We start from the raw sequence: 15,805 nt of genomic DNA on the forward strand, positions 1-15,805 counted from the left end.
GGCGGTGCGCAAGATGAAGTCCCTGATTCTGCTGCTGCGCCGTGCGCATGCTTTCCTTGCCTTGCACCTCGGCTTGGGCTCGCTGGCGGCGGGCTGCCTGTTGTGGACCGCAGTAGCCTTGCCACTGAACCTGCTCCTGCCCCGTCAGGCTGGGATCCTTCTCGGTCGCCGTATCGCCATGCTGGGGTTCCGCCTGTATCTGTGGTGGCTGCGCCGGCTCGGCATTGGCCACTTCGATCTGCGTGCACTGGATGCTTTGCGTGAGGCTGGCCCGCTGATCATTGCGCCGAATCATCCAGGCCTGCTGGATGCGCTGATGGTGATCTCGCGCTTGCCCAATGTCGCTTGCGTGCTCAAGGCCGGCCTGCTCGACAATCCTTTGTGGGGCGCCGGTGCGCGTCTCGCCGGCTATGTGCGTAATGACTGGTTCATTGGCTCGATCAACCTTGCCGTCGAGCAGTTGCGCGGTGGTAGCCAGTTGCTGCTGTTCCCTGAAGGCACGCGAACTGAAACGCCGCCGGTACTGAATCCGTTCCGCGCGGGCACCGGCTATGTGGCCCATCGTGCCGGGGTGCCGATCCAGACCGTGATCATCGAGCAGGACACGCGCTTTCTCGGCAAGGGCTGGCCGCTGTTCCGCCCGCCCGTGATGCCGATGAATTTCCGCGTCCGTCTTGGCCAGCGCTTTGCTCCGCCCGATGACCCGGTTGCCTTCACGGCCGAACTGCAGGATTACTTTGCGCGCGAAATGCGTAGCCCGCCGCTTCCCGACTGACATGCCGACGCCCTCCCAGACCCATCTCGTCCTGATTCCCAGCTACAACCCCGGCGCCAAGGTGTATGAAACCGTGCGTGCCGCGCGCGCGCAGTGGAGTCCGGTATGGGTCGTCGTTGATGGCAGCACCGATGGTACGGATGCCGGCCTGCGCGAGATGGCGGCGACCGACCCCGAACTGCGCGTGATCGTGCTGGCGCAGAATGGCGGCAAGGGCGCGGCCGTGCTGCATGGGCTCGATGAAGCCGCGAAGCTTGGTTTCACGCACGCCCTGACCATGGACTCGGATGGCCAGCATCCGGCGGAGCTCATCCCGGCCTTCATGGCTGCCTCGCAACAGAATGCCGGCTGCATGGTTCTGGGCCGCCCGGTGTTCGATGCCAGCGCGCCAGCGCTGCGGGTGAAGGGGCGCAAGATTTCCAACTGGTGGGCGAATCTTGAAACCCTGTGGATGGGGGTCGGTGATTCGCTCTACGGTTTTCGCGTCTATCCGGTCGAGCCCTTGCGTGCCGTGATGCGCGGCCAGCGCTGGATGCGCCGCTTTGATTTCGATCCCGAAGCCGTGGTGCGCATGTGCTGGCGCGGCGTGACTCCGCTCAATCTTGATGCGCCGGTGAAATACCTCACGGCCGAGGAGGGCGGGGTCTCGCACTTTAATTACTGGCGCGACAACCGTCTGCTCACCTGGATGCACATCCGCCTGATGTTCGGTTTCGGCATGCGTCTGCCGTTGCTGGTTTGCCGCAAACTTTTTTCCTGAATCAACTTCCTGACCCGAGGTCACCATGTCCACCGATCCGAAACTCACGCCGGCCCATGCGCCGCACCAGCCGCTGACCGACTATTACGCCAACGAGGATGCGCGTGCCGGTTTCGTGCGCGAGATGTTCGATTCCACTGCGGAAGACTATGACCGCATGGAGACTATCCTCGGTCTCGGCACTGGCCCCTGGTATCGCGGTCAGGCGCTCGAGCGTGCGGGCCTCAAGGCCGGCATGCGCGTGATCGACGTGGGCACCGGCACCGGCCTGGTCGCCAAGGAAGCCGCCCGCATCGTCGGCGACGGCGCGCTGGTCACCGGCGTCGATCCCAGTCCCGGCATGATGGCCCAGGCCAAGTTGCCGGCCGGCGTGCAACTGGTGGAAGGCCGCGCCGAAGCGATTCCCTTCCCGGACGGCACGGCGGACTTCCTCTCCATGGGCTACGCGCTGCGCCACATCAGTGATCTGGAAGTCGCTTTCCGTGAGTTCCACCGCGTCATGAAGCCGGGCGCCAAGCTGTGTCTGCTCGAAATCACCCGCCCCGAGTCGTCCTGGGGCCGCTTCTTCCTCAAGATCTACATGAAGGGCATTGTGCCGCTGCTGGCTTTCGTGGTTGGCCGCCAGAAGAAGGGCACCTGCAAACTGTGGCGTTATTACTGGGACACCATCGAGGCCTGCGTGCCCGCCGCCCAGGTTGTCGCTACGCTGGAAGCCGCCGGTTTCGTGAATGCCCGTCGCTACATCGACTCCAAGGGCCTGCCGATCCTGGCTGAATATCAGGCCACCAAACCCGAGTGACGGGGCTGTAGGGCGGGCTTCAGCCCGCCATGTGCGGCTGAAGCCGCCTCTACAGAATCAAGCACCATGCAGATCAGCCAGCTTCGCGACCACCTCCGCACACTCGGCGCCAAGCCGGCGCACGAGCAGCGCATCCTGCGCGCCTGGCTGCAGGGCCAGCCGCTCACGGCTGGGCGCAAGAAGGCTGAAGACGTGCTGCCGCTGGCGGTGCGCGAAGCCCTGCCGGGCATCGAAGCCGAGCTGAACGCGCTGGCCACGCTACGCAGCAGCCACCCGGGTGAAGACGGCTCGGCGCGCCTGCTCGTCGGCCTCATCGATGGCCAGACCGTGGAGAGCGTGCTGCTGCCGCGTGACGGGCTGTGCGTGTCGACCCAGGTCGGTTGCGCGGTCGGCTGCGTGTTCTGCATGACCGGCAAGGACGGCCTGCTGCGCCAGGTTGGCAGCGCCGAGATCGCCGCCCAGCTGGTGCTGGCGCGCCGCCAGCGCGCGGTGAAGAAGATCGTGTTCATGGGCATGGGCGAACCGGCCCACAATCTTGATAACGTCATGGAGGCGATCGAGGCCTTCGGCCTCTTTGGCGACATCGGCCACAAGAATCTGGTCTTCTCCACGGTGGGCGATCCACGCGTCTTCGAGCGTCTGCCGCAAGGTCCGGTGAAGCCGGCGCTGGCCGTGTCCCTGCACACCACCGACGCGAAATTGCGCGAAGAACTGCTGCCGCGTGCGCCGCGCCTCGACCCTGCCTGGCTGGTCGCGCAGGCCGAAGCCTACGCCCGCGCCACCGGCTACCCGATCCAGTACCAGTGGACCCTGCTCGAAGGCATCAACGATTCCGAGGCCGAACTCGATGGCATCGTGCGTTTGCTGGCGGGCAAATACGGCCTGCTCAACATGATCCCCTACAACGCCAACGAAGGCCTGCCCTACCAGCGACCGTCCTGGGACAAGGCCCGTGCGATCGCCAAACGCCTGACCCAGGCTGGCGTGCTCACCAAGCTGCGCGACTCGGCCGGTCAGGATGTGGATGGCGGCTGCGGGCAGCTGCGGGCGCGCGAGAAAGACAGCTTCGAGCCGGCCGTGGCAAAAGCGCAGCGCGTGGAGTGGCTGAAAAGGGCGGAGTAGGGAGTGGGAAAAGCACAACGCCGGCATTGCCGGCGTTTTTCATGGGGTATTCGTAGCCCGGATGCAGCGTAGCGGAATCCGGGGTCTGCCACCCAAAGCGCCCCGGATTCCGGCCTGCGGCCTTCATCCGGGCTACGTTCTTACCAGCCGTACCACGCATCCTTCAGCGGGCCGGCTTCCACTTCGCGCACCAGCGCCTGGGTCTTGAGCCAGTCCAGCACGGCCTGACGCGCTTCTTCGCTGACCGTGCCGGGGCCTTCGCTGCACACGAAGGCGTCGGTCTCGCTGAGCGGCAGCTGGCCGCCCAGCCCCACCAGCATCAGGCCCTGCGCGCGAGCACAGGCGCGCAGGCCTTCCCACAGCGGCATGTAGGCGCGCGCGTCGAGGGCTTCAGTGAACACCAGGCGCAGCTCGAAGCCGGTTTCGCGGTACTCCCCCACGCGCAGCTTCTTGCGCTGACGCGGGTTCAGGCGATGCAGCCAGGTGGCGGAGGGAACGGGGCGGTTGGTCATGGTGTGGGTCCGATGAGGGTGAGCTTGCAGGGTAGTTGCCGGATGCAAAATTAGACAATTCAGGCAGGAACGGTCTGCGTTGTTTTCAATTTCAAGCGTGCGAAAACGCGAGGGAAAGGTGTAGCGAGCGCTTCAAGGTTGCGATGAGGAGCGGAAACGTACGCATGTACGTTGAGCACCGGAATCGCGAGATTGGAGCGCGCTTAGCCTTGCACCGCGTTTTTAAATCATGCCGCCGTTGATGGAGATCACTTGGCCGGTAATGTAGGCCGCCGCATCCGAGGCGAGGAAGCCCACCAGCGCAGCGACTTCGTCCGGTTGGCCGGCACGCTTCATCGGCACCAGTTGCTTGATGGTGTCGCCATCGAACACGTCTTTCGTCATGTCCGACGTGATGATGCCCGGCGCCACCGCATTCACCGTGATGCCGCGGCTGGCGAGTTCCAGCGCCAGGGATTTGCTGGCGGCGTGCAGCGCGCCCTTGGCCGCCGAGTAGTTCACCTGACCACGGTTGCCGGTGATGCCGGCAATCGACGAGATGGTGATGATGCGGCCCCAGCGGGTGCGGATCATCGGCATGGTGAGTGGCTGAGTGACGTTGAAGAAGCCGTTCAGCGACACGTCCAGCACGCGATTCCATTGCTCGCGACTCATGCCAGGGAAGACGGCATCGTCGTGGATCCCGGCGTTGTTGACCAGCACCTGGATGGGGCCGGCTTCGAGCAGTTTCTCGAGGGCGGCAGCCGTGGCATCAGGGTTGGCCACATCGAACTGACAGGCTTCGGCGGACAGGCCAATGGCCGTGAGTTCGGCGACCAGCGTGGCGGCGGCGGCGAGATTGCTGTTGGCGTGGACGATCACATGCAGGCCATCGGTGGCCAGCTTGCGGGCGATCGCTGCGCCGATAGCACCGCTGCCGCCAGTGATGAGAGCGCGTTTCATGGCGTGACTCCTGATTCGGGTGGGCGCAGCCAGAGGCCGCTCCTACAGTTTGTTGTCGGCATCCAGCATCACGCTGGCACGCCCGCTGACCAGTGTGCCGCCGGACTCAATGCGGAAGGCATACATCAGGTGATTGCCTTCACCGGACAGGCATTCGGCATGAATGTCGAGCTGTGCGGCGAGATCAAGGCGATCTGAGTGGAATTCGACTTCGCGCACGCTGGTGAGGAAACCGGCGCGCGGTGCGGCATCTGCTCCGGCACGTAGCGCGCCGTGCACAGCCATGGCCTGGGCGGCGTATTCGATGGCGTTGGCCGGGCCGAGGCGGCCGCCGGCGCGCAGCGGGTTGTCAGCCAGCGACTGGCTGCTAGCCCGGCAGTGGATCGTGTCCTGCGACCAGTTCAGCACGCGATCAAGCAGGCACATGCTGCCTGCGTGCGGAATCCTCGCGGCGATCCATTCCCGGTCGAACATCAGGCGACCTCGATGGCGAGCGCCAGATCGTCGAAGTAGTCGATCACCACCGGGCCGCTCTCGTGGCGGGCCAGCTTCTGCAGCAGCGGCAGTGCACGGGCGGCGGGTACGCGCTGGCGCAGGGCTTCCAGCGTGGCGTCGGCCATCACCGTCGGCTGGGCCGTTGCGGGGCGGATGCTGAGGCGGGCAAAAGCCCCGGCATGCTCCGGCGGGGTGAGCAGCAGGGCGACGCCGACGGCATGCGGGATCGGCCGGCAGGAGTAGAGCGGCTCGGGATAGGCGGTGTCGTAGGCCAGCAGCAGGCAGGGCTGGCCGGTGGCGGCAACCTGGCTGGCGGCTTCGAGCAGGCCGGCGGCGAAGGTGGCGTCATAGGCGCACAGGCTGGTGGAGGGCGCCATGCAGTGGGTGGCGATGCCCCAGTAGCCGGAGGGGGCGTTGTGCACCGAGTTATGGAAGCGGGTCGGTGATACCGATCGATCGTCACTGGCCAGCACTTCGAGGATGGCGTGGCAATTGTCGCAATCGCCGCCGGTGGAGGAGAACACACTGGCGAGCTGACTGGCATCCACGCCGGCCTGTTTGATCGCATCGAAACCGATGGCCATCGAGAGCTTGATCGGCAGGCCCACTCGGCGGCGCTCGGCCGGCGGCAAGGCTTCGGCCGGCGGCAGGGTGAGCGGTGTGAGTTCAAACGGGGCGTTACTGGCCAGCAAGGCCTGCGCGGCTTCCCAGCCATTCAGGCCGGGGCCGTAGAGGCCAACGCCGGCGATACCGACGTTCAGGCCGTTCTGCCCGGCTCGGGCCGAAGTGGCGGCGGTGGGGGTTGCCAGCTTCGAGAGCACGATGCTGCTGTTGCTGCCGCCGAAACCGAAGGAGTTCGACAGTGTGTGGCGCATCGGCTTTGCTTCGTTGGCGAGCAGGTAGTGGCTGGCGAGCTTCGGGTCGATTTCGCGGGTGCCGACGCCCCCCGGTGCGAAATCATGCGTGAGCGCCAGCGCGCAGATCACGACTTCGACACCACCGGCGGCGCCCAGAGTGTGGCCGGTGTGGCCCTTGGTCGAGCTGCACGGGGTTTGCGAGCCGAACAGGCTTGCCACGCCCTTGTCTTCGGCGGCGTCGTTGCTGGGCGTTGAGGTGCCGTGCAGGTTGATGTAGTCGATGTCGGCCGGCTGCAGGCCTGCCATGTCCAGCGCGGCCTGCATGGCGAGCTTGGCGCCAAGGCCCTCCGGATGCGGCGAGGACATGTGGTGCGCATCGCTCGACTCGCCGATGCCGCTCATGACAATGTCGCCAGGCTGCGCCAGCTCGCCGCGCTCGACGAGGATGAAGGCGCCGGCTTCGCCGATCGAGATGCCGTCGCGGTTCGCATCGAAGGGCTTGCAGGGGTTGGGCGAGACCAGTTGCAGCGAGTTGAAGCCGTAGATGGTGGTCAGGCACAGCGAGTCGACGCCGCCGACGATGGCCGCGTCGATCAGGCCGCAGGCCATCATGCGCTGGGCGTCGGCAAAGACCTTGGCCGAGGACGAACAGGCGGTGGACACCACCCAGGCCGGGCCGTGCAGATCGAAATAGCTGCGCACGAAATCGCCCACCGAATAGCTGTTGTGGGTGTGGCGATAGTCGTGGTTCTCCGGCCAGCCGCCGGCGGCCGGATCGCGGTGGCGGAAAGCGATTTCTGAACTCAGGATGCCTGAGGTGCTGGTGCCGAGGAACACGCCGATGCGGGTCTTGCCGTAGCGGCCAATCGCGTCGCGCACGGCATCGGTGAAGCCGTCGCATTCGAGGGCGCGCTGGGCGAGGCGGTTATTGCGGCAATCGAAGGCTGCCAGGTCGGGCCGTACCGGCGCATCATCCAGCCCGGCGACGGAGCCGATGCAGGTATCGAGATCGACAGTCTCCCAGTGCTGGCGCGCGAGGCCGCTGCGCTGCGCACGCAGGGCGGCGAGCGTGGCATCGAGGCCGCTGCCGAGGGCACTGGCGAGGGTATAAGCGGTAAGGCGGAGGGGCTGCACAAGGGCTCCGATCTGGGTTGGCGCGCGGATTTTACCTGATGGGCCGGGGCCCGCCCCTTTGTATTGTCAAAGCCAGGCTGGAGATGGCTGGATTGGGCTGCCGGAACCCGTTACGGCTGGGGAAGTGCGCGGGCGATCAGCATCACGTTGGCGAAGGGGTTGTGGCCGTTCATGGGCAGACATTCCACCTTGAAGCCACGTGCCTCCAGTGCGGCCACCCAGGCCTTCACCGGGCGGCACCACATGCGCGGCAGGCGATGCCCCTGGACGAAGGAAATACCGCGATCCACCAACTGGCTGATGCGAAAGCGCAGGCCACCCTCGGCATCGCCCACACGGGTCAGGAACAGCCCGCCAGGCGGCAGTGCCGCGCGAATCTTGTCGAGGAGGCGATCTTGCTCGGCGTAGTCGATATAGTGCAGTACATCGAGGATGGCGATGGCGTTCAGCCCGGAGAGGTCGGCCGCGCGCATGTCGCCGCCGGAGAGTTCGACGCGCCCCGGGTAGCGCGGCTGCAAGGCGCGGTTGCCGACTTCGGCTTCGCGGCCCATCAGCTCGCAGCCGCGAAAATGCAGGCCGCGGGGCGGTGGCGGGACGTCGTCGGGCCATTGCCCCTCATCGGCCAGACGCTCGGCGGCGAGGAACCAGGCTGCGAGCAGGCCGCGGCCGCAGCCCAGATCGGTGATGCGGGCGCCGTCCGGAAAGATCTGACGCTCCAGCAGGGCGCAGAAGATCGGATCATTGCCGAGCTTGCCGCGCCCCCAGCGGTAGTGGAACACGCCCAGCCCACGGTAGGGCGCGGTGGCGCGATCGAGGAGATGGCGTTTGAGGCTGGACTTCATGGCAGACAGGAGCGCAGGGTGACCGGGGTGAGGCCGCGTGCGGCGAGGGCTTCGAGCAGCCGTGGCAGGACGCCGAGAATGATCGGCTGGCCGGCCGCATCGCGCGCAGCGTGGCCATCGTGGAGGAGCAGGATGGCGCCGGGCTCGAGTCCCTTGCACAGGCGGGCGAGTACTTCGGCGGGATCGCTGCAGCGGGTGTCAAAGCCGCGCCGGCTCCAGGTGGCGAGATGCAGGCCCAAGGCTTGCAGCACTGGATCCAGGAAGGGATTGCGCAGTCCGGCCAGCGCCCGGTAGAAGCGCGGTGGCGTGCCGGCCAGTTCGCTGAGCGTGAATTGCGCGCTGCCGACCTCGCGGCGCCAGCCGCCAAAGCCTGAGAAGGCCAGGTGATTGCGGTGATGCATGCCGTGGTTCTCCACCGCATGGCCCGCGGCCACCATGGCGCGCACGAGTTCAGGATGCCTAGCCGCGCGCTCGCCGATGCAGAAAAAACTGGCTACGGCGCCATGGGCGGCGAGGATCGCCAGCACCTGCGGGGTGACGGCGGGGTCGGGGCCGTCGTCGATGGTGATCGCCACCTCGCGCCGCGCCGCGGCGTGCGCTGGCAGACGGGTGATGTTGGCACCGAGGAGTGTGCTCTGCGGCCACATGCCGGCCAGGCCCAGCACCAGATGGTCCAGCACGAAGATCGCCAGCAGCACCGGCCACCAATCCGGGCGCAGCAGCAGGGCCACGGCCAGCGCGCCATGCAGGCCCAGCGAGAAACGCATGAAGGGGCTCAGCTTCATGCGCGGCTCCAGGGGCCGTGGTCCAGCCAGTGTGCCCACTGCGCCTGCCAGGCCGGCCAGTCGTGCGCGCCGGGCAATTCGGTGCGGCAGGTGGCGGGCAGGGTGTCCATCAGCAGGCGCTGGCCGCGGATGAAGCGGTCTTCCGTGCCGGTGATGGCGTGAATCGGGCAGGGCCAGTGCTCGCTACGCTGGCATTCGGCGAGCCAGCGCCAGAACACGCGTTCGTCGCCTTGCTGAGCCTCGGGTGTCTCGAGCCAGCTTTGCGGTCCGCCAGCGCTGCGGATCTCGCCCAGGATGTCTCCGGTGCCGGGGTAGGGCGAGAGCAGGCACAGACCGGCAAGCTCCGCTGCGTGCTGGCTGGCGTAGAGCAGGCTGTTGAAGGCGCCCAGCGAGATGCCGGCGAGCCAGATCTGGCGGTAGCCGGCGGCCTGGGCCGGCTGGATGACTTCGGTGTGCAGTGTGCTTTCCACCGTGCGCGCCATGACGTGGGTGTAGTCCAGCGCGGCGCACTGGATGTCGAAGGCGTAGCCACGCTCACGCACGGCGGCGATGAAGCCCTGGCGCGCGAAATCCTCCAGCGCAATTTCGGCGCCCGGCAGCAGGATCAGCAGGCGCTCGCTGCCGCCCGGATGAGAGTCAGTGAGCAGACGCATCCTGATCCCGCGCGAGGATGGCGGCCGACACCAGTGCCAGGAAGGCGCCGGGGCCGACGGTGCAACCGAGGTAAGCGAGCACCGGCACCGAGGAGAAGGCCAGCACGCCGAAGCTGCCGACGGCCGTGAGGTTGGCAACCAGGATCGAGACTTGTACCTGGCGTTGCTGCTCGGCGTTGCCGGCGTGGCTGCCGGCGTCGAAAAACAGCGTGTAGTTGCGGCCGATTGCTACGACCAGCAAGAGGCCGATCAGATGCAGGATGGTGAGACTGGTGCCGCTGGCGAGCAGGCCGGCAGTCACTCCGATCACGGCGCAGGCCAGCGGTGCCACGGCGCGCAGCGCACGCGGCAGGGAGCGCAGGGCGGCGAGCAGCAGCAGGAAGATCACGCCCATGCCGCAGGCCACCAGCAGCTTGGCTTCGGAGAGATAGCTGGCGAAGAGGCTGGTGGATTCTTCGAGGATGTCCAGCACCGTCACGCCGGATTGCCCGGCCCCCTGCAGGGCAGCTTCCAGCGCGCGGGTGTCGAGTTCTTCCTGGCCCGCCGGCGCCCGCAGCGGCAGCAGCACCAGCCAGTCCTGCTGGCGCTGGATCAGCAGCGAGTCAACGCCCAGCGCGGCGGAGCTGCCGGCGAGATCTGCCCGGCTCAGCAGGGCCTGTTGGCGGGCTTTCTGCACATCGGCCACGAAGCCGTCGAGGCGCTCCGCACGCACCGGCAGCTCGCGCAGGGCGTCGCCGAGGCGGCTGCGCAGACTGGCCTCGTCCGGCAGGGCTTGCTGGCGGGCCTGCTGGGTCTGCCGGCTGGGCAGGAACTGGGCTGGCGAGGTGAAGCCACCGAGGCGCCCGGCCGCCACTTCGGCGCGCAGCACGTGGCCCACGGCTTCGGCCGCCTGCAGCGCGCGCTCGGCATCCGGCGCGGTGAGCGCGGCGATGTAGCGCATGTCCGGCGCGCCCATGTCATTGCGCAGGGCCATGTCTAGATCCTGCTCGGCGCGCGTCACCGGGCTCAGTGCGTTGAGCTGGCGGTTCCAGATGGCATCTCCCTGCCACAGGATCCAGGCCGTGGCGGCGAGCGCGCCGGCCAGCAGCAGCGGACGCAGGCGGCGCAGGCTGCGGAAGATGCGGTCGAGCAGGCGTGCCGGGGCGGACAGATCGCTGATCTGCAGTTGCTGCGGCATCAAGGCCGGCAGCACATGGCGGGCGACCAGCGCCGCACCGACCAGCCCGGCCATCGAGAACACGCCAAGCTGGGCGAGGCCCGGGAAGCCGGAGACCAGCAACACGGCGAAGCCGGCCAGCGAACACAGTACGCCGAGCCACATGGTGCGCCAGAAGCGCGAGGCCTCGATGCCGGCAGCGCGCTGGATGAAGTAGTAGATCGAGTAATCGACTGATTCACCGATCAAGGTGGAGCCGAAGGCGAGCGTGAGGCCGTGGATATTGCCGAAGACGAGGCTCACCGCAGCGATGCCGGCCACCAGGCCACTGGCCACCGGTAGCAGGCCCAGGCCGAGCAGGCGTGGTGAGCGATAGATCGCCAGCAGCAGGCCGATCACCAGGATGCTGCTGCCGATTGCAAGGCGGTGGATGTCGCTCTGGATACGCTCGCGCGACGTCACCGAGAACACCGCCGTGCCGCTCAGCAGCAGGCGATGTTCCGCCTGGTGCGCGGGCAGGCTGGCGAAGGTTTCGCGCACGCGCTCGAGGCTGGCAGCCTGGGCGTCGGTATCGGAGCCGTCGGCACGGGTCTGGACCAGCAGCAGGGCGCGTGTGCCGTCGCGCGAGGCCCAGGCACCTTCGAGCTGGCGCGGCTGCTGGCCACCGGCGAACTGCTCGAGCAGGGCCAGGGTTTCACCGGTCGGATCGCGTGGCAGGAGCTTCTTGAGCATCAGGCCGGCGTCGCCCGAAAGTTTCTCCACCGAGGCGCCGATGGCCGCCTGCAGGCCCTCGCTGCTGAAGCGCTCGGCACTCATCGCCGGGCTCAGCAGATAGCGGTTGTCGAAAAAGTAGCTGCGGTCGCGTGCCTCGACCGAGGCTTCACCGTTCTGCACGCCGACGAAGGCCGGATCCTGGCGCAGGCGGGCCGCCAGTTGGCGCGAGAGTTCGGCGCGGCTGGCCGCATCGCCGCCTTCGATGCCCACCATCACGAGGCGGGCAATGATGCCGTCACGCAGCTGCTCGATCAGCATCTGCTGACGGGCATTCGGGGCCTTGGGCATGAAGGCCGAGAGATCGGCGATGAAGCGGGTGTGCAGGATCACCGTGACGCAGGCGGCCAGCGCCAGCAGCCACAGGCCCAGCGGCAGGGCATGGGGGCGCAGGCGGGCAATCACGGCCCCACCTTGCTGATCAGCATCTCGGAATGGTCGCCATCGGCCAGTGCGAATTCGATGCGCTGCACTTCCCCCTGGCGGCCGCTGATCGCGATGCGGGTGAGGATGGCGCTCATGCTGGTGTATTTCGGCAACAGGATCAGCTGCCATTTATCCGCCGCGCCGAGCAGGTTGAGCTGATAGCTGTTTTCGAGCGCCTTGCGGTCGCCGGCCAGGGTGGCGCGAATGCTGTCGACGAAGGCGGCCACTTCCGGATAGCTCGAAAGATTCAGGTTCAGCGGGGCCTTGCCGGCCTGCTCGATGTAGAGTTTGTCGCCTTCCAGGCGCAGCAGCTCGGGGCGCGGCTTGAGGGTTCGTTTTTCAAGCTTGTCCGGTGCGGTGAAGGCCAGCGTGCCGGAGGACTCGACCGGCTTGTCGAGAATGCCGATGTATTTCTTTTCGATGTAACTGGCGCGGCCGGATTTTTGCTGGGCGAGCAGCTTGAAGAGCTCAGCCGCGGGCCATTCCGCGGCCTGGATGGCGAGGGGGGCGAGCAGCAGGGCGGGCAGCAGCACCGCGCCAAGCAGACGGCGCAGGCGGGCGTGAAGATCAGGAGTGCTCGGCACGGGCGGATTTCCAGAAGTCGAAGAAGTTGAACCAGTTGTGGGGTGCGGCGCGCACATGCTTTTCGAGTACCCGCACATAGTTTTCCATCGCGGCGCGGATGGCCGCATCGCGCTCACGCGGCCCTACCTGGCTGAAGTCGGCAATCTGTTCGAAGTGCACGTCGTAGCGCTTACCGCCACGGTACAGACCGATCATGAAGAATACCGGGTGGCGCAGCATCGCCGCCATGCGGAAGGGGCCACTCGGGAAGTGCGCCGGGCTGCCGAGGAAGTCCAGCGTCTCGTAGGCGTCGTCACCGCTGGCGCGGTCAGCCAGGATGCCGACCATGGCGCCCTCGATCAGGCGGTTGTGTACCTCCAGCATCGAATCGAGGCGCCCCAGCGGAATGATGTCCTGCATGGCGTCCGGGTTGATGGCAGAGAGCGCCGAGTTGATCAGGCGGGCGTTGTCCGGGTACATCGCCATGCTCACCTTGAGCCTGGGGTTGGCGCGTGCCAGGCTGCGCATCACTTCGAAGCTGCCGACATGGGCGCCGAACAGGAAGAAGCCGCCGTCGCGGGCATGCAGTTCGTGGAGGACTTCGGCGCCGATCTGGCGCAGATCGAACTCGTCGAAGCAGTCGTTGAGCAGATAGGTGCGATCGTGGATGGTGCTGGCAAAAGCCAGGATGTGGCGGTACAGATCGAGCCAGCCGGCTGGGCGACCGAGTACGCGCGGCAGGAATTCGCGCAGGGCGGCGCGTGCCGGCGCCACTGCCAGCAAGAAGTAGAGTGCAATGCCATAGACGATCAGCCGCGAGGCGCGGCGGCCGAAGCTCAGCGAGATCCAGCGCATCACGCGCAGCCAGAACAGGGAGCCGCGCTCCTTGCGCTGCATCCACTCGGGCGTGCGCTTGTCTGCCATGGCACTCACGCCCTGGGCTCCAGCGTGAAGCGGCCGCTGGCCACCTTGCGCTCGGCGCAGCGGATTTCGAAGCGGGCGCTGTCGCCACTGGTGCTGAAATCGAGCTCAAGTGCCTCGCCAGGCAAGGCCGGGCTGAGAAACTTGGCCATGGCCAGGCCGCTTACCCGCTGCCCGCTGGCGGATTCGATGGCGAGCTGGGCCTGATCGAGCAAGACCACGCCCGGCACGATGGGGCGACCCGGGAAGTGACCGGCAAAGGCAGGGTGGTCGGCAGGGATCGGCAGGGGTAGGGCAGGCATGTCAGGCACGGGCTTTCAAATGCTGCTCGATCAGGGCCTGCATCTCGGCGGCCGGGATCTTGCCGGTGGCATTGCGCGGCAGGTGTTCGAGAAACACGATCGGGCGCGGCAGGAAGAGCGGGTCGAGGTGCGGGCGCAAGGCCTTGATGAGCTCGGCCGTGGTGAGCCCGGGAGCCACCACGAAGGCGGCGAGACGCCCGGCTTCGCTTTCGTCCGGCAGGCAGAAGGCCGCGTCGCGCACCCCCGGCAGCTTGCACAGGATGTGATTGAGGTAGGCCAGAGAGGAGCGCTTGCCGGCAATATTGATCATGTCGGCATGGCGGCCGATCAGGCGAAAGCGGCCTTCATCGAGCAATTCCAGCACATCGCCGAGCTGCTGGCGGTGCTCCAGAAAGGCGCCGTCGGCCCAGGTGTAGTCGCCTTCCTGCTCCAGGCTGAGGCCTTCGAACAAGGCCCAATCAGGGCCGGCTGTGGTGCGGCGGGTGGCGATCTGGCCGGTTTCGGTGGAGCCGTAGATCTCCAGCAGCGGCGCGCCGAGCTGGGCTTCCGCACGTGTGGCCAGCTCGGTGGCAAGCGGCGCGGTGGCGGACAGCAGGGCGGCCAGCGGTGGCAGGGCGATTTCGGCGTCGAGCAGATTGCGCAGATGGAAGGGCGTGGTGACCAGGAAGCGCGGCGCTGGCAAGTCCGCCAATGCCGAGGCTACGTCGGCCGGGAAGAAGGGGCGTTCGCCGCACAGGATGCCGCCGCCAAAAATCGGTAGCAGCACGGTCGACTCCAGTCCGTACATATGCTGGAAAGGCACTGTGCCGAGCACCGCACAGGGTCCGCCCGTGGTGGCCCAGATGCGCCGGGCCTCGGCTTGGGCACAGGCAAAGAGGCGGCCAAAGGTCTTGATATGGGGCTGGGGCTGGCCAGTCGAGCCGGAGGTGAATACGCAGGCCACCACCTGTTCTGCCGGGATCTGCGGCATGGATGGCGTGGCCGTTGCCATCTCCGGGGCGGTGATGCGCAGGGTGGGCAGGCCAAAGGGCGGCTCCTGCTGGTCGCTGAGGCAGAGCAGATCCGGGTGCGCGGCGTGCAGCGCGGCGATGTTTTCCGGTGCGGTGCTGTTTGGCAGCAGGCTCAGGTTGCCGTGCGCGATGGCGGCGAAGAGTCCGAGCGCGAAGTGGTAGCGATCATTGCAGAGATTCAGCAGGGGCCGGCCTGCAGGCAGCGCTGCGGCCAGCGCCAGCACCTGGGCAAGGAACTCGTCCTGGCTGATGGCGCGCCCCGCGTGCAGGGCGAGAACATGTCCTACAGGGGCGGGCGGGAGCAGGGGCAGGGATGACATACGGCTCCTCACTGCTTGCGCTGGGAGTATTCGCGGTAGGCCTTGATGGTCTGCGCGATGCTGGCGTGGCGATTGCGCGGCAAGGTGCGCTGGCGGATCGCGAACTCGATCACGAAGATCGCCCCGATGATCACCGGGGTCAGCAGGTTGGCAAATACCGACCACCACGCCAGCGGCCCGAGCCAGAACAGCAGCACCGAGAGCAGGGTGGTGAGTGCGAAATAGGCAGTCCACACCACGGTGACGCGCCAGGTGTAGAGGTAGAAAGCGGCATCAAGATCGTTGCCATACACCACGCGCGAAACCTGCGAGCACAGCGCCGCCGAGTGATCGTGGCCGAGCGTGCGGCCGAACATCACCCCGAGCATGGCGTGCATGCCCGCATGCTGGATGAAGTAGACCCAGGCCGTATTGGCGCGCAGGTAATCCAGCTTCAGCAGCATGGCGAGCAGCGCTGCCACGCACAGCCCGAGCAGCCACGGCGAGCGGCTGGCCCAGGCCAGCAGCAGGGCGCTGACCGACAGCGGCGCCAGCCCGATCAGCAGACTCAGCAGCGGCGGATCGCTGGAAATCGAAGCCTGGTGCCCCAGCCACAGGTAAGCAGCGCCCACCACGGCGATCAGCCCGGTGCGCAGCCACTGCATGCCGCTCATCACGAC

General features: G+C 66.9%; 17 protein-coding genes. 4 read left to right on the forward strand and 13 right to left on the reverse strand.

The window, feature by feature from the left end; all coding sequences use genetic code 11:
• Positions 1–13: 13 nt before the first annotated feature.
• The 4 genes from Q3Y64_RS14740 to Q3Y64_RS14755 all read left to right on the forward strand — a co-directional run bounded on the left by Q3Y64_RS14740 (position 14) and on the right by Q3Y64_RS14755 (position 3,456).
• Entirely contained in the window at positions 14–775 is a 762-nt protein-coding gene (locus Q3Y64_RS14740; protein ID WP_101943412.1) for a 1-acyl-sn-glycerol-3-phosphate acyltransferase, read from the forward strand.
• A 1-nt stretch (position 776) separates the two neighbouring features.
• Positions 777–1,535 carry a glycosyltransferase family 2 protein gene (locus tag Q3Y64_RS14745; protein WP_101943245.1) on the forward strand — a complete coding sequence of 253 codons (759 nt, stop codon included), beginning with the start codon at positions 777–779 and terminating at the stop codon, positions 1,533–1,535.
• Positions 1,536–1,560: 25 nt separating this feature from the next.
• Positions 1,561–2,334 (forward strand): class I SAM-dependent methyltransferase, encoded by a 774-nt coding sequence (locus tag Q3Y64_RS14750; protein WP_303562975.1) that lies wholly within the window; start codon positions 1,561–1,563, stop codon positions 2,332–2,334.
• 66 nt (positions 2,335–2,400) lie between these two features.
• Entirely contained in the window at positions 2,401–3,456 is a 1,056-nt protein-coding gene (locus Q3Y64_RS14755) for an RNA methyltransferase (protein ID WP_303562977.1), read from the forward strand.
• Between the two features lie 140 nt (positions 3,457–3,596).
• Here the strand turns inward: Q3Y64_RS14755 and Q3Y64_RS14760 are convergent, their stop codons facing one another.
• The 13 genes from Q3Y64_RS14760 to Q3Y64_RS14820 form a co-directional block, all read right to left on the reverse strand.
• Positions 3,597–3,968: a YggL family protein gene (locus tag Q3Y64_RS14760; RefSeq protein ID WP_303562979.1), complete on the reverse strand. Its 372-nt coding sequence runs from the start codon at positions 3,966–3,968 to the stop codon at positions 3,597–3,599.
• A 222-nt stretch (positions 3,969–4,190) separates the two neighbouring features.
• Complete coding sequence (fabG, locus tag Q3Y64_RS14765; protein WP_303562981.1) at positions 4,191–4,910, reverse strand: 3-oxoacyl-ACP reductase FabG; 720 nt, start codon at positions 4,908–4,910, stop codon at positions 4,191–4,193.
• A gap of 42 nt (positions 4,911–4,952) precedes the next feature.
• Positions 4,953–5,384 carry a 3-hydroxylacyl-ACP dehydratase gene (locus Q3Y64_RS14770; protein ID WP_303562983.1) on the reverse strand — a complete coding sequence of 144 codons (432 nt, stop codon included), beginning with the start codon at positions 5,382–5,384 and terminating at the stop codon, positions 4,953–4,955.
• The gene (locus tag Q3Y64_RS14775) at positions 5,384–7,396 is read right to left on the reverse strand and encodes a beta-ketoacyl-ACP synthase (RefSeq protein ID WP_303562985.1); all 2,013 of its coding nucleotides are present in this window, start codon (positions 7,394–7,396) and stop codon (positions 5,384–5,386) included. The genes Q3Y64_RS14770 and Q3Y64_RS14775 overlap by 1 nt, the downstream gene beginning before the upstream one ends.
• A 110-nt stretch (positions 7,397–7,506) precedes the next feature.
• A complete protein-coding gene (locus Q3Y64_RS14780; RefSeq protein WP_303562987.1) occupies positions 7,507–8,238 on the reverse strand; it encodes a class I SAM-dependent methyltransferase in 732 nt (243 codons plus the stop codon).
• A complete protein-coding gene (locus tag Q3Y64_RS14785; RefSeq protein WP_101943253.1) occupies positions 8,235–9,023 on the reverse strand; it encodes a polysaccharide deacetylase family protein in 789 nt (262 codons plus the stop codon). The genes Q3Y64_RS14780 and Q3Y64_RS14785 overlap by 4 nt, the downstream gene beginning before the upstream one ends.
• Complete coding sequence (locus tag Q3Y64_RS14790) at positions 9,020–9,676, reverse strand: alpha/beta hydrolase (protein WP_101943254.1); 657 nt, start codon at positions 9,674–9,676, stop codon at positions 9,020–9,022. The genes Q3Y64_RS14785 and Q3Y64_RS14790 overlap by 4 nt, the downstream gene beginning before the upstream one ends.
• Entirely contained in the window at positions 9,660–12,008 is a 2,349-nt protein-coding gene (locus Q3Y64_RS14795; RefSeq protein ID WP_303562992.1) for an MMPL family transporter, read from the reverse strand. The genes Q3Y64_RS14790 and Q3Y64_RS14795 overlap by 17 nt, the downstream gene beginning before the upstream one ends.
• Entirely contained in the window at positions 12,005–12,613 is a 609-nt protein-coding gene (locus Q3Y64_RS14800) for a LolA-related protein (RefSeq protein WP_101943256.1), read from the reverse strand. The genes Q3Y64_RS14795 and Q3Y64_RS14800 overlap by 4 nt, the downstream gene beginning before the upstream one ends.
• On the reverse strand, positions 12,597–13,517 hold the full coding sequence (locus Q3Y64_RS14805; protein ID WP_101943413.1) for an acyl-CoA synthetase: 921 nt from the start codon (positions 13,515–13,517) through the stop codon (positions 12,597–12,599). The genes Q3Y64_RS14800 and Q3Y64_RS14805 overlap by 17 nt, the downstream gene beginning before the upstream one ends.
• Before the next feature lie 5 nt (positions 13,518–13,522).
• On the reverse strand, positions 13,523–13,816 hold the full coding sequence (locus tag Q3Y64_RS14810) for a 3-hydroxylacyl-ACP dehydratase (protein ID WP_303562994.1): 294 nt from the start codon (positions 13,814–13,816) through the stop codon (positions 13,523–13,525).
• A 1-nt stretch (position 13,817) separates the two neighbouring features.
• Positions 13,818–15,146, reverse strand: coding sequence for an AMP-binding protein (locus tag Q3Y64_RS14815; RefSeq protein ID WP_303562996.1), 1,329 nt, complete (start codon positions 15,144–15,146; stop codon positions 13,818–13,820).
• A gap of 8 nt (positions 15,147–15,154) precedes the next feature.
• Complete coding sequence (locus tag Q3Y64_RS14820; RefSeq protein ID WP_303562999.1) at positions 15,155–15,799, reverse strand: hypothetical protein; 645 nt, start codon at positions 15,797–15,799, stop codon at positions 15,155–15,157.
• Positions 15,800–15,805: the final 6 nt, after the last annotated feature.

Source organism: Uliginosibacterium sp. 31-12 (assembly GCF_030548425.1).
GTDB lineage: Bacteria > Pseudomonadota > Gammaproteobacteria > Burkholderiales > Rhodocyclaceae > Uliginosibacterium > Uliginosibacterium aquaticum.